This window comes from Vibrio sp. 1249-1 (assembly GCF_033340495.1).
In genome coordinates, this window is sequence record NZ_JAWOWJ010000005.1 from 158510 (window position 1) to 173471 (window position 14962).

Annotated in this window: 8 protein-coding genes; 3 read left to right on the plus strand and 5 right to left on the minus strand. The window is 44.6% G+C overall.

What is annotated here, in order from left to right; all coding sequences use genetic code 11:
• Positions 1–76 precede the first annotated feature (76 nt).
• The 5 genes from R7Z50_RS11410 to hemL all read right to left on the minus strand — a co-directional run bounded on the left by R7Z50_RS11410 (position 77) and on the right by hemL (position 9981).
• Positions 77–1759 carry an ABC transporter substrate-binding protein gene (locus tag R7Z50_RS11410; RefSeq protein ID WP_005380037.1) on the minus strand — a complete coding sequence of 561 codons (1683 nt, stop codon included), beginning with the start codon at positions 1757–1759 and terminating at the stop codon, positions 77–79.
• Positions 1760–2540: 781 nt separating this feature from the next.
• Positions 2541–5927, minus strand: coding sequence for a response regulator (locus R7Z50_RS11415; protein ID WP_318149083.1), 3387 nt, complete (start codon positions 5925–5927; stop codon positions 2541–2543).
• Positions 5928–6152: 225 nt separating this feature from the next.
• Positions 6153–7178 carry a 16S rRNA (guanine(1207)-N(2))-methyltransferase RsmC gene (gene rsmC / locus R7Z50_RS11420; RefSeq protein WP_005386543.1) on the minus strand — a complete coding sequence of 342 codons (1026 nt, stop codon included), beginning with the start codon at positions 7176–7178 and terminating at the stop codon, positions 6153–6155.
• 76 nt (positions 7179–7254) lie between these two features.
• Positions 7255–8340: an AI-2E family transporter gene (locus R7Z50_RS11425; RefSeq protein ID WP_025768201.1), complete on the minus strand. Its 1086-nt coding sequence runs from the start codon at positions 8338–8340 to the stop codon at positions 7255–7257.
• Between the two features lie 345 nt (positions 8341–8685).
• Complete coding sequence (gene hemL, locus R7Z50_RS11430; protein WP_005380032.1) at positions 8686–9981, minus strand: glutamate-1-semialdehyde 2,1-aminomutase; 1296 nt, start codon at positions 9979–9981, stop codon at positions 8686–8688.
• Between the two features lie 246 nt (positions 9982–10227).
• On the opposite strand from hemL, the gene erpA reads away from it, so the two are divergent.
• The 3 genes from erpA (at position 10228) to vmeK (ending at position 14904) form a co-directional block, all read left to right on the plus strand.
• Positions 10228–10569: an iron-sulfur cluster insertion protein ErpA gene (erpA, locus tag R7Z50_RS11435; RefSeq protein ID WP_005380031.1), complete on the plus strand. Its 342-nt coding sequence runs from the start codon at positions 10228–10230 to the stop codon at positions 10567–10569.
• 105 nt (positions 10570–10674) lie between these two features.
• Positions 10675–11790, plus strand: a complete 1116-nt coding sequence (locus R7Z50_RS11440) for an efflux RND transporter periplasmic adaptor subunit (protein ID WP_213961879.1) — start codon at positions 10675–10677, stop codon at positions 11788–11790.
• A 9-nt stretch (positions 11791–11799) separates the two neighbouring features.
• Positions 11800–14904, plus strand: a complete 3105-nt coding sequence (gene vmeK, locus R7Z50_RS11445) for a multidrug efflux RND transporter permease subunit VmeK (RefSeq protein ID WP_158159761.1) — start codon at positions 11800–11802, stop codon at positions 14902–14904.
• The last annotated feature ends 58 nt before the right edge of the window (positions 14905–14962 follow it).

The following is a 14962-nucleotide window of genomic DNA, read 5'->3' on the forward strand; positions in this document are numbered from 1 at the left end:
CCACATATTGGTTTCGTTAACAAGGGATTTTTATAGGCGGCACACGGGATGTATGCCGCTTGAAATGAACTTCTACTTATTTAACTGGTTTTAGGTCCAGTACGTGAAGTAGACGCTCTGGGATACCTGCCCAAATGTTTGGACGGCCCTTAGGGTTTTCTTCGTTCCACCAACCAGTGAAGCGAGTTGTGTTGTATTGGTACATGTACGCGCCAGATAGCACAGGAATAGTTACTTGGTCCTGAGCAATGATCTTCTGAATGCCATGAGCGATCTCTAGCTGTTCTTGCTTATCTGCTGTCTTGTAGAAGCTGTTAAGAAGACCGTCTAGCTTATCGTTCTTGTAGAAGTGCATTGCAAAGCGAGGCATGCCGTCACCAGCTTGTAGCTTCGAGTTGTAGCCACTATCCCAGTACAAGTGTGGATCTGCACCGTGGAAGTAGTTGGTGTAAGCAACGTCGTAAGTACCTTCTAGCATTGCTTGGTTGTATACCGAGAAGTCCGGTGTACGAGCACGAGCTTTAATGCCCACTTCTGCTAGTTGCTCAACGGCTAGTTGTACTGTGTTGTTGAAGTCAGTCCAACCGTTTGGTGATTGAATTAGAAGCTCGAAAGACTTGCCAGATGGTGTATCCACAAAGCCATCTTTGTTTACATCTTTGAAGCCAGCTTTAGCTAGAAGCTTTTTCGCACCTTCCGCGTTGTATGTGTTGTAGCCTTTGTACTTGTTGTGCGTCTCTTCATCAGACCAAGCTTCGAATGCGTAGCCAAGGCCAGATGCGAAGTCGTTCACTGTACCGCCGCCGTAGAAAGCGATATCAATGATAGTTTGACGGTCTAGCGCCATAGAGAACGCACGACGGAAGTCAACGTTAGTTAGTGCTTCGTTTTTCGCAGCGTCTGGGTTTTTGAAGTTCACTACAAATGCTTGAGTACCCGCTGGTGGGTACCAGTAGTGGTGATTCGGACTTGCTGCAGCGTACGTACGGTCGATGTCTGGTACGAATGAAGACGTCCAGTCCATTTCGCCGTTAACGATTTTGCCCAAGAATTGGTCGTTGTTCGCGATTTGTGGCACACGCAGACAATCTACATCTAGGTTGTCAGCATCCCAATAATTCGGGTTCTCACACTGGATATATAGCTGCGGTGTGAAAGTGTCGATTTCAGTAAATGGACCACTGCCTACTGGATTTTCGTTTGTGAATGTTGCTGGATCTTTTACTTTGCTCCATACGTGCTTAGGTACGACTGGTACTTTCGCAATTTCGTAAGGAACGTTTGAGTTTGCTTCGCTTAGACGGAATTTAACTTGGTAGTCGTTAACTTTTTCTACGCCAGTCACCCAAGAGTTGATACCAGATTGGTCTAGCTCTGGCTTCTCTTTAACTAGGTTGAAAGAGTAAACAACATCATCAGCGGTAAACGCTTTGCCATCAGACCATTTTACGCCCTTACGGATATCGAAGGTTACGCTCATCAGGTCATCAGCCATGGTAAAGTTTTCTGCTAGACGAAATACAGGCGTGTTACCGTGCATTTCGTTAAAAACAACGAGCGGCTCGTAAATAAAGTCGGTTGTTGTGTGCAGGTTAGTTGCACCCAAGAAAGGGTTAAAGTTACGAACGAAAGTTGTAAACTCTTTAGGGTGGATAGTCAGTTCACTGCGTTCAGCCGCAGTAGCTACCGATGCAAAACCTGTAGTAGCCGTTGCAATAATTGCTGTTGCTAGTGCTGTTTTTTTAATATTGGCAAGCATAGCTGTTCCTTACTATTTGCTTTCATTTCACTAAATGGAATTGAATGTCATCAATTGATAAACACTCTCTAAGACCTACCTCTTGTACATGCCTTACTCATTACAACATTGAGTTTCGCCAAGAGTGGCCTGTAGGCCTTAGGCAGGAGTAAGAAAACACCTTATCCATAAAATAATCAAACTTGATTCCCGTTAAAAACGTTAAAATCTCTGAGCTCTCCGTTATAAACGTTATTTTGGCTAATTTTAACCAGTAGAGGGACAAAAAATAAACGTTGATATGCGTCGCAGTTTATATCCTTGTTAATAATGAGTGTTGGTGATTACTAACCTGGTGATCCATTTAAAATATACGTTTCTTGCTTGGTTTCTAGGTTCGGAGATCTCGCTCACATGCAGAAATGGTGTTAATTAATCAGCTAAAAATTAATCTGCCGTTCTGTTGTGATTAAGTTCGCAATCTCTATCAATAGTTCGTCAAAATCCGCTTGTTATCTGAAAAATGGCCTTTTTTATCGACAGTTTTCTTCCGTTTGTCGTCCTTTTTTTATTGTATGAATGAAGTTTTTTGGTTGCTCGAACTTACCTAATTAAGGCCAGTTAAATGGATAAGATCGTACGTTTTGAAGACCAACAATAGATAGCGATGTCTAACCGAATGTTCGTTATTGGAAATATGTTAATGGGGTAGGAAGAGGCGGTCTCTTTTATCTCTAGGAAGGGAATACTCGAATAACAAAAAAGCCCAGCATGCACGCTGGGCTAGTTTTTTTGATAAATATTAGCTGGTCAATAGTCGCTGTAGTTTATCTCGTTGTGCTTCTATGTATGCTCTCTCGGGGCTCTGTTCTTTGCAGTGTTCGAGAATGAACTCTATCGAGCTTAGCACCGTTCTCCAACGTGGTGTTTTGGGTAATGTTTCTATACGCATGTATTTATCTAAAGTGCGTGTTTGCAAAGTACTACGGTCTAGATAAACGCGCCACAAGCCACTTTGCTCTGCAAATGCGAACTTACTTTCACCCGTTACAGATTCCCAATACTCTAAAGCATGTGTCATTGCGTCTACTAGAACTTCTCGCATAAGTTCTTGCTTGTCTTTTTTATTACCGAGCGCTTTGTCTGCAAGGCGCGTAAATTCTCCGCCAAGCTCTTTTAGCTTTTGCAATTGGTCTTTGTCACCATCAAATGCATAACTTGAAAGCACTTCTACGGCGGTTTCTAGATTATGTATGCGAGCGGCACTGGCTCCACCGCCGACATTAAAGATGTACATGATATCTAACCCTGAACCTTCAGGGAGCTTAAGAATGTCTGCTTCGATGTTCTGACGAATATCTTCAATATAGATATCAATCTTGCCACAGTAATGAGGTTGTTTGACGGTCAGATATTTAGGGGCAATCAGCTCATCAGCAGATGAACGCTTTAGCTGTTCTAAGCTGCGCTTGAATAGCTTACAAGCAGCTTCGTTAGCAAAGCGAATACGCTTGTCTTCACGTAGACAGATGATAGCTTCAGGAGCCGATTCTAGCTGTTCCAACAAACGACCTTGAGTCTCAAGTAAGCTTGCTTCAACGACTGCTCGCTGTCTAAGTTCAGACTCTAGCACTTTGTTTTCCATATGGCGCATTTCTGCTTTACTTGCCGTTAAATGCGCTTGGATACGTGCCGCCAACTCTTGTTTATTAAATGGTTTCGATAAATAGTCGTTGGCTCCTGCCTCAAAACCTCTTACACGATCTTCTGTTTGACTGAGTGCGGTGAGCATAATGATTGGCAACTCGGCATGATCATAGGTTTCACGTAGTTCACTACAAACTTGGTAGCCGCTCATGCCTGGCATCATGATATCCAATAACAGAAGTTCCGGCTTCTCTTGCTCGACGAGCGCTAACGTTTCTGGCCCATCGGAGACAGTACGCACACGATAGCCCTCTAAACGTAAAAAGCTTTCAAGCACGCGTAAGTTTACTGGTTCATCGTCAGCAACATACAGTAACGGGCCGTCTGGGTTCTCTGGAAGTGATAAGTCTTCACTGTTCTCTACATTAACTTCAGGAATTTGGAAGTGCCCGTGCGCAGCTAGAGTCTGGGTTGCTTGGATTTCTTCTTCACTGGCGAGCGGTAAAGTGAAACTGAAGGTAGTTCCGACCATTGGTTGGCTACTGACGTATAACGAGCCTCCCATTAATTCGATCAATTGACGGCTAATGGAGAGCCCAAGTCCTGCACCTTGACGATAACGGCTCGCGTCTTGCCCTGCTTGGATAAGTGGTTCAAAAATATGTTCAAGTTGTTCTGCGGGAATTCCTTGTCCAGTATCCACGACTTGTACGCGTACATGATCATCTACCACATTAGCGGAGATAACAATTTTACCTTCTGAGGTGTATTTAATCGCATTGCCAATCAGGTTATATAGCACTTGTTCAAGGCGTTGCGGGTCAGCTGACACTGCTTTTAAATCCGCTGGGACTTGGTTGATGATGCGGATGGTTTTACTTCCAAGTAAATGGCTAGAAAGCTCTAAAACCAATCGTGTTGCACTGCCCAAACTCACTGCTGATTTCTGGATATCCATGCTTCCATAACGCATTTTATGATAATCCAACAAGTCATCGACTAGATTAGCGAGACGCTGACCACTTTTAATGATGATATCAAGCTGATATTTCTGGCTAGCGGGGATCGCGCCATTGGCGCCGGACGCTAAGGTTTCAGCAATCCCGACCATGCCGTGTAACGGTGTACGAAGTTCATGAGAAGTCGTGGCTAAGAACTCATCTTTTAATTTATCGGCCAATTGCAGTTCTTCATTCTGTTTCTGAATGATCTGTATGTTGCTTTCTAGTTCTTCATTTTGCTTCTTAATGGTTTGAATCTTCTCTCGAATAGAGCGTTGCATTCGTTCAAAGCTTAACGCAAGCCGACCAATTTCATCTTTACGAACCGTATTAAAAGACGTGTCATCAAGATCCCCTGCAGAGACCTTTTCGGCAACCCAAGTCAATTTCAGCAACGGAGAAGTGATAAAGTTTGATAAATAGTGAGAAGCGATCACCACAAGGATAATGGCGATCAACATAGCGATAACGAATAGTTTTTCGAGTTGATGGATACGAGCGAAAGCTTCGTTTTCTGGTAACTGTACGACGAGCGCCCAAATCACACCACGAGTTTCAATCGGTGCATAAGCCGCGATGATCTCTTCACCTAAACCGTTTGTGTAAGTGCCGACACCAAATGCACCAGAGAGTGCTTTATCGATCACTTCTAAACTGTTCTTAATGTCGTCTTGTTTCGTGTTAATTGTGCGAGGTTGGTGATCATTTCCAACCAGCAAGGTGTTAATTGATGACTCTCGGTTGGCGTCTGCGGCTAACTTAGTGATGCCATTATTTGGCAAGCGGAACATGGCATAGCTGTGTAGATAACCTTGCTGAACAATTGGTGCACCTAGCCAAGCGACTGATTTCCCCCCTTCCAGCTCGAAGTCAGACACAATCACAGGAGTGTAGTCTTCGTTTACTTTTCGACGTTCAGTCACATCATCGGCGAGACGCTTGAAAGTTTTGCCAAGTGCCGAGTCTTTGTAGGGGCCTGATAACAAGTTCGTTCCGTAGTTATCGTCTTTGTTGATCGAGTAGGTGACGTTACCATTGATGTCGACCAGCAAAATGTCATTAAAATCAGAGCGCTTGAGGAGCTCTAAGTAGGCCCAATGATAGCGTTTATGTAAAAGCCGGTAACGTTCACTTCCTACATAGTTGGATGACTCGGGTAACGTTGAGGTTTTGATTTGGTCTCCGCTGCCCTCGATGTAGCGCTGTTGGGCGTTTTTACGAGACTCTTCAATATCATTGCCTAAACGACTAAAAGCATTGACGAGACCGTAGAATCGGCCACCACTGGCGTAAGCCAACTCTGAGCGCACAAAGCCCATGATTTCGGTTTCTCGTGCCTCAAAGTAGTCGATGATTTGCTGCTGTTTTGTATCTCGAACAGACAGTAAGTGCGAGGTGCTTTGTTCTTGCAGATCTTTACTGTGGGACTGCAAGAAAAAGATCGCAGTAATGGTAAGAGGTGTGATACTGAGCACCAGAAATGCGGTCATCAGTGTACTCTGAAGGCGCTTAAATTTCTGTTTTTTGTAGAATTTAAACATGGATAAGATTACAACTCATAATGGGCAGTTCTAAAACATACTTCGCTGCCGAGGTTCTCGTTAAAAACGGATAAGATGTTCAACTAGATAGAATTAACAAAATTAACGAGTTTTTTTTCTTTGACAAGAAAGTTAGTTGTAAAGCGTGCAGGGTGACGCAGTTTTTCTTATGAGTGTTGAATTTATGAGAAAAAATCGCGCAGGTTTATGCCTGCGCGGGGGAAGTTATGATTTTTTCGCGTAGTAGATAGAAAATTTATTGGTCTTATTTAGCGTCTCGCAATTATTAAACGCCCGCTCGATAATTGGTGGGTATTTTAAGAAGCTATTCGCGACAATCACCATTTCGCCATCTTTGGTTAGATATTGTGGTGCCTGACCCAACAAGGTTTCCGCTGCGTTGTAATTTGTGTCTAAACCACTGTGGAATGGCGGGTTGCTGACGATAAAGCGGTAGTCTTTTGCGGTATCCGAGTATATATCTGATGCAAATACGCGTCCGGATAAACCATTCGCTTCTAATGTGGCTTGGCTAGAAGTGATCGCATAAGCATTAATGTCACACATCTCAATCGCGATCTCTGGATTCGCTTTCGCCATAAACGCACCGAGTACACCTGCACCACAACCAAAGTCGAGCACTTTGCCCGACAGCTTAGGTAAGGTTTCAAGCAGCAATCGGCTACCTAAGTCGAACTCGCCATGGCTGAATACGCCAGGTAGGCTCTTAACCGCTAGCGACTTCTCACCGAGTGTAACAGTGTAAGACTTAAACCAATCTGCTTGGTTGAAAGGTTTTGGTTCATTGAGGCAATTACCCCAGTAAAATGAGCAGCGACGAGCAGAGTCGTACTTGTTCACAGGGCCGTATTCTTGGAACATCTTCTCGATGCTCTTGATGCCGGAGCGGTTTTCACCAACGATGACGATTTCGGTGTTAATGCCCAGTTTCGCCATCAACATCGCCAGCAAGTATTCTGCTTCGGCTTTTGCTTTTGGCCAGTATAAAAGGACCATGTCTGCTTTTGTTTCAACATCAAACACAGAGCCAAAATGACTTTTCACTTTGTCAGAGGTTTGAATTTGGCGGTAGTAGCTATAGTTGGAAGTAAACACTTCAACAGACTCACAATGAGCCACTAACTCAAGAGGAAATAGGTCTTCAACTTCACCAGCGACTAAAACGTGTTTTCCATTGAAGTATTCAAGTTGGCGCTGAGCTATTTGGCTAGGAGCGATATAAGCAGACATAAATTTGGTTCATCAGAAATAATTTGGGGCAGATTTTCGCACAATCTGCCCCAAGCTTGAAGTGATTAAGCGGTGACTAGCTGTTGTCTTGTTGGTTAAGGAAGTCTTTGAATTCTTCCTCGTAGATATTAAACAGTACCATGGTCACGGCAAAAATAAGTGGGCCGTAGATAAGACCAATCAAACCAAACAGATGCAGACCACCCAGTAATGAGAAGAAAATCATAAGGGTATTCATGCCGGCGCTGCCTTGCATTAGCAACGGACGCAATAGGTTATCTATAGAGCCAACGACGACTACACTCCACACCGTCAAGAAGATAGCCCAAGTCATATCGCCTGTTAAGAACAAGTACGCTGCTGCAGGAATCCAGATTAGCGCGGTTCCTACCACTGGAATGAATGATGCAAAGCCCATCATCGTTCCCCAAAATAGCCCAGGGAAGCCAGCTAGCCACATACCGATGCCGCCAGCCAAACCTTGAGCAATCGCTGTCATGAATGAGCCCATCACGGCTGATTTAGAAACTTGCTCTATCTCTGTCAATATGCGGTCTTCTTGGCTACGTGAGAGTGGCAGGATATGACGAATCGCAGAGATAATTTTGTCGTGGTCACGAAGCAGAAAAAACAGCACAAACAGCATCAGGAAGAAGTTCATTAGGAAGTTGGTTGCGTCTCCTAAAATCTTTGCGCTGATAGCGACTAAGTTAGAGCCAAACGATGTGGCAAATTGACCAATTTTCTCAGCAATGGCTTTGGGCTCGATTTTATCAAAAGGTAAGTACTCATTAACAATCGATAAGCCTTTGATAACGAAAGGATGTTGGAATATATCTTGGATGCCACCATTGGTAACCCAATTATATGTATTTTGTGAGAAAACAGAGCCTTGCTGAACAATGGCGGCAAACACAAATAAAAGCGGGATAACAATAATAAACGTCAAGACGACACATGACAGCAGTGCCGCCATATTGGGGTGCTTGGGAATTTTCTGCTCAAACCATTCGTGTATCGGAAACATGAGCAAAGAAATGATAAAAGCCATCACAATTGAATTGATATATGGCTCAACCAATAAGTAGCAAGCAAAAGCAGCGGCGAGTAAAGCAACCATTAGTACTCGGTGACTCGACGTTATTTTTACATTATTTGGCATGGTATTAGTCCAACTTACAGGTGACGTTTACGGTTTATGCCTTCAATGATGGCGTGTAACCTTTATTACTTTGCACTCTTAACTCTTTCAAGCTTATGACAATGCCGAATTAGAGCAGGGCGATGTACCTTGCTATAATGACTACAAATCAGTCGGTTATCAATCAAGAGATGAGCTATGGGTTGTTGCAACGGTGATAAAAAGTGTCAAACTGAGAAAAAAGCTAAGCGAATACCGTGGTTTGGCATTGTCGTTGGGGTATTAGCGATATTGGTTATTTTGAATTGGCAATAAAAAAGGACCGTTACGGTCCTTTTCTAAATGCGTTATCGCCGTTTTTAGCGATTATTTCGCTTCTTCTGCAAGAACAGCAAAACAGCGGTCAGCCGCTTCTAGTGTGGCATCAATCTCTTTTGAACCATGAGCGAGTGAAGTAAAGCTCGCTTCAAACGCAGATGGCGCAAGGTAGACACCGTGTTTTAGCATTAAGTGGAAGAAACGCTTGAAGCGTTCTACATCGCACTTCGTTACGTCTTCGTAGCAAGTTACTTTTTCTTGGTCAGTGAAGAAGAAGCCGAACATACCGCCCACTTGGTTAACAACTAGCGGAATACCGTGTTTTTCTGCTAGAGACTTAAAACCTTCAGCAAGTTGTTTCGTTTTAGAAGCTAGGCGCTTTTCGTTGCCTTCTTCTTTTAGAAGGTTCAAACATGCGTAGCCTGCTGCCATTGCGACAGGGTTACCGGAAAGGGTACCAGCTTGGTAAACAGGGCCTGTAGGTGCAACGTATTGCATGACTTCTTTACGGCCACCGAAAGCACCTACTGGCATACCGCCACCAATCACTTTACCCAGTGTCGTTAGGTCGGGTTTGATGTTGTAGTGTGCTTGCGCGCCGCCTAGAGCAACACGGAAGCCTGTCATTACTTCATCAAAAATTAGTAGCGCGCCTTCTTGATCACAGATTTCACGTAGCCCTTCGTGGAAGCCTTCCACTGGTGGAATACAGTTCATGTTGCCTGCTACTGGCTCAACGATGATACAAGCAATTTCGCCTTTGTTAGCAGCAAATAGCTCGCGTACAGAATCTAGGTCGTTGAATGTTGCTGTTAGCGTGTGCTTAGCAAAATCTGCAGGAACGCCAGGAGAGCTTGGTTGACCTAGAGTTAGTGCACCAGAACCTGCTTTTACTAGCAAGCTGTCAGCGTGGCCGTGGTAACAACCTTCAAATTTCATGATCTTGTCGCGACCGGTGAAGCCACGTGCAAGGCGAATCGCGCTCATAGTAGCTTCAGTACCAGAACTTACCATGCGGATTTGCTCCATTGATGGAACAAGCTCAGAAACTAATTCTGCCATCGCGATTTCAAGTTCTGTTGGCGCACCGAAGCTGAGACCGCGTTGCGCTGCATCAATTACTGCTTCGCGGATAACCGCGTGGTTGTGGCCAAGAATCATTGGACCCCAAGAGCCAACGTAATCAATATACGCTTTACCATCGGCATCAAAAATCAGTGGACCGTCTGCTCGTTCGATAAATAGCGGAGAACCGCCAACGCCGTTGAATGCACGAACTGGTGAATTGACACCGCCAGGGATGGTTTGCTGAGCTTTTTGATACAGCTCTGATGATTTGGTCATGGGGTTATCCTCTTTTGATTGCTCGGACCAAGTGGAGCGCATTGTACCTAGCTATAATCAAGTTAGAAACGTTTTGCTTAATTTATGTGTTGTTTCGCAGTGTAATCTTATATATCCGCATCGGATATAAAGAATCGGCGGCGAATACTTGAACGAGTTTGTCAGGTATTGGATAATCGTCTCAATTAGCACAAATTTGACGTCTTGCTTCAGGCTTGACGCATTACACGAGTGAGAGAGGTCTTCGTGAGCGAAGTAAACGTACCATTATCTTTTTCTGACGCAGCAGCATCTCGCGTTAAAGCATTGATTGCTGAAGAAGAAAACCCAGCATTGAAACTGCGCGTATACATTACTGGCGGCGGCTGCAGCGGCTTCCAATACGGCTTTACTTTTGATGAAAATGTAAACGAAGGCGATACGACAATCGTAAACAGTGGTGTAACACTGGTTGTAGACCCTATGAGTCTGCAATATCTCGTTGGCGGTATTGTTGACTACACAGAAGGGTTGGAAGGAGCGCGCTTCTTCGTAAATAATCCAAATGCAACGACAACATGTGGTTGTGGTGCATCGTTCAGTGTGTAATTAACACCTAACAGGCAGCTAATGGCTGCCTGTGCTTTATGTAGAAGGATGTCACGTAAAGCACACGCTCGCAGATATGCAGAGAAATAATAAAAAGGACTTTATATGTCTGGACTTTCTTTTGGACGCCGAATTGTCGAGCGCCCTTGGCTAGTATCTCTTATCCTCGTCTTACTTCTTGTTGCATGGCTAACCATCGGCCAACTCAAAGCACAAGATGATCATTCTAACTCTTCAACATCCACGAACACGACACCACTTGCAAAGGTGATGTTTGATACTTTTCTTGCCGAACCTACCAGTAAAACCATTGAATTGTATGGACGAACAGCGCCCAATCGTCAAGCGCGTCTTGGCGCCGAAGTTGCCGGTAAAATAGTCAGTCTTAACATAAAGAAAGGCCAAGCGGTCAAACAGGGACAAGTGATCGCAAACATCGATAAGCGCGACCTTGGCATTCAACTTAAACGGGCCCAGGCGATGCTGTTGGTTAAAGAGAAAGAGTTTAATGCAGCTAAATCGCTAAAAAGTCGTGGATTGCAAGGTGAGGTTGCATTTGCGACAGCGCAAGCAGCGTTGGTAGATGCACGTGCGAATTTGAGTAACGTGCAAACGGCTTTAAGAAATACTGAGGTTAAAGCGCCATTTGATGGCATCGTAGATCACCACTTTGTTGAGTTAGGTGATTTTGTCGGGATTGGCGATCCTATTGCGACGGTCATTGATTTGGATACTTTAGTGATTGAAGCCGATGTCAGTGAACGGCATATACAATACCTTAAGGAAGGCCTAGAAGCCGACGTAAGAACCATTAACCAACAGCATCATCAAGGTCGTGTGCGCTACATTGGACGTGTTTCTTCTGCTTCTACTAATACATTTCCAATTGAAATCGAAATTGATAATCAAGACGCAAGAATTCCTGCCGGTATGAGCGCAGAAGTACAGCTGCCTTTGAGTGAAGTGTTGGCGGTAAAGATTACGGCTGCCATGTTAGCACTAGATGAAGAAGGTAACTTAGGTGTCAAGACACTGCGTAATGAGCATGTTGAGTTTGTTCCAATTCAACTCGTTAAGGCCGAGGATGATGGTGTGTGGCTCTCTGGGTTAGGAGAGCGTGTAGACATTATCGTGCTGGGACAAGGTTTTGTGCGAGATGGTGATCAAGTACTGGCCAATAAAGTTGATGACCTAGTTCTTGAAGCAGCTAATGAGCAGTAAGGAGCACCTATGTACACTCTGATTGATGCTGCGTTATCTCGCGCTCGCACTATGCTGACATTATTGGTGATGATATTAATTGCAGGTGTCATTACTTACGTCACAATCCCCAAGGAATCGAGCCCTGATATTACCATTCCGATCATTTATGTTTCTGTTGGACATCAAGGTATTTCTCCTGTCGATGCCGAGCGTTTATTGGTTCGCCCAATAGAGCAAGAGCTGCGTTCAATTGAAGGCGTAAAAGAGATGACCTCTGTGGCATCAGAAGGTCATGCTTCGGTGACGCTGGAATTTAGTGTCGGAGTGGATCTTGATAAAGCGATGGCAGATGTGCGTGATGCGGTTGATCTTGCGAAGCCAAAGTTACCAGAGGACAGTGATGAGCCAACGGTAAACGAAGTCACGTTTGCATCTGAAGAGCCTGTGTTGACCGTTGTGCTCTATGGCACCGTACCAGAGCGAACCATTGTTCAGATTGCCAGAACGTTACGTGATCGTTTGGAAAGTTTCCGTCAGATTCTTGAGGTTGAAATCGCAGGAGATCGCGAAGACATCGTGGAGATAGTTGTCGATCCGCTATTGATGGAAAGCTACGGTCTCGATCAAGCGGATATCTATAATTTAATCGCCTTGAATAACCGAGTTGTGGCAGCGGGGTTTGTCGATACTGGGTATGGACGCTTTTCGGTAAAAGTCCCATCGGTTTTTGATTCACTGAAAGATGTGCTTGAACTACCGATCAAGGTGAATGGCAAAGAGGTGATCACTTTTGGCGATGTGGCGACAGTACGACGTGCATTTCGCGATCCTGAAAGTTTTGCTCGTTTAGATGGCGAATCTGCCATCGTTTTGGACGTAAAAAAACGGGCAGGGGAAAACATCATTGAAACGGTTGAGCTGGTAAAAGAAGTACTGGATCAGGGACAGAAGCGCGCCGAGTGGCCCGACAATTTGCAAGTTAAATACACTTGGGATCAATCCGACGATGTCAAATTGATGCTCAGTGATCTACAAAACAATATCTTATCCGCAATTATCCTCGTAGTTATCGTCATTATTGCCATATTGGGGGTTAGGACCGCGCTTCTCGTGGGGATTTCTATTCCAGGATCGTTCTTGACTGGGTTGTTGGTGTTATCGGTATTTGGGCTGACGGTCAATATCGTCGTACTGTTTGCTTTAATTATGGCGGTAGGCATGTTGGTGGATGGTGCCATTGTGGTGACAGAGTTTGCAGATCGGCGCATGCAAGAAGGAACGCCACGTAAAGAAGCCTATCGAGATGCAGCAAAGCGAATGGCCTGGCCTATTACCGCATCCACAGCAACCACATTGGCTGCGTTTGCTCCGTTACTTTTCTGGCCAGACATCACTGGTGAGTTCATGAAGTACTTACCACTTACTTTAATTGCTACCTTGGCCGCTTCGCTGATGATGGCTTTATTGTTCGTTCCTGTCATCGGTGGGATCATTGGCAAGCCTCAAGTAGTCAATCAGAAAGCTCAGCGAGAAATGGTGGAGCTGCATAACGGCAACTTTGAAAAAGCGACTGGCATTACCAAGCTTTATTACCAGACTCTGTCGGTAGCGATTCGTCATCCATGGAAGGTCTTACTCAGCGCGATACTGCTAGCGGCAGGTGTCGGCTTCACTTACAACAAAGCTGGCTTGGGTGCAGAGTTTTTCCCTGAGGTGGACCCTGCCTTTTTTACCGTTAAAGTTCGTTCTTATGGTGACCTGTCTATTTACGAAAAAGATGTTGTTATGCGCGAAATCGAGAAGGTGATGCTCGGTCATGACGAGTTTGAAAGTGTCTACACGCGCACAGGATCGAGCGATAATGGGGACGAGATTGGCCAGATTCAAATAACGCCTGTGGATTGGCAGTATCGACGCAAAGTGAAAACCATTATTGAGGAACTAAAAGAGACGACAGACCGCTTTTATGGTGTTGAACTTGAGTATAAATTCCCGGACGCAGGACCGCCTGTCGAGCATGATCTCGTGATTGAAGTGTCATCACGAAATTTGAGTGTTAGTGTGTTAGATGAAGCAGCCAAAAAAGTACGACATTGGGCTGATGGTAATCCTGCACTGACCAACTTGAGTGATACCACTAATAAGGAAGGGATTGATTGGCAAATTGATATCCAGCGAGATGACGCCTCTCGCTTTGCAGCGGATGCTACTTTAGTCGGGAATACCGTCCAGTTTGTTACGAACGGCTTGAAAATAGGCGATTATTTGCCCGATGATGCGGATGAAGAAGTCGATATTTTGGTGCGCTATCCGCAAGATAAGCGCGACATAGGTCGATTTGATCAACTGAGAGTGAAAACGGCAGCTGGTCTGGTACCGATTACGAATTTTGCTCAAATCAAACCAGATCATAAGCAAGACACTATTCGTCGGGTCGACGGTCATCGAGTTATCAATATTAAAGCGGATATGGTGGAAGGTTACAATTTGGCGCTTGAGTTACCTAAGATTGCCGCTGGAATGGAACAGCTCGACTTACCAGAAGGCATTGAATATAAGATTCGGGGTCAAAATGAAGAGCAGGAAAACTCATCAGCATTCTTGCAAAATGCTTTTATTGTCGCGCTTGGTGTGATGGCTTTGATTTTAATTACGCAGTTTAATAGCTTTTATCAAGCTTTCTTAATCCTTAGTGCAGTGCTGTTTTCTACCGTTGGTGTCTTCGCTGGGTTACTTATTTTCCAAAAGCCATTTGGCATCATTATGTCGGGAATTGGAGTGATTGCGTTGGCTGGTATCGTGGTAAACAACAATATTGTTTTAATCGATACTTATAATCAGATGCGTAAACGTGGCTTAGAAAAATCTGAGGCTATTTTGCGTACGGGTGTGCAGCGTTTAAGACCCGTTTTACTTACGACGGTGACCACCATATTAGGCTTATTGCCAATGGTGTTAGAAATGAACATCGACTTAGTTAATCAGAAAGTGGAGTTTGGCGCACCAAGCACTCAATGGTGGTCTCAGCTTGCGACCGCTGTCGCGGGTGGTTTGGCGTTTGCGACTTTGCTAACGTTAGTTCTGACACCGTGTTTGCTTATGCTCGGGAGAGAGCATCACTCCGAACAGTAAGCTTTATCGTGATGATATCGACAAAACAAAAAGGGCAGCGAAGCTGCCCTTTTCAATA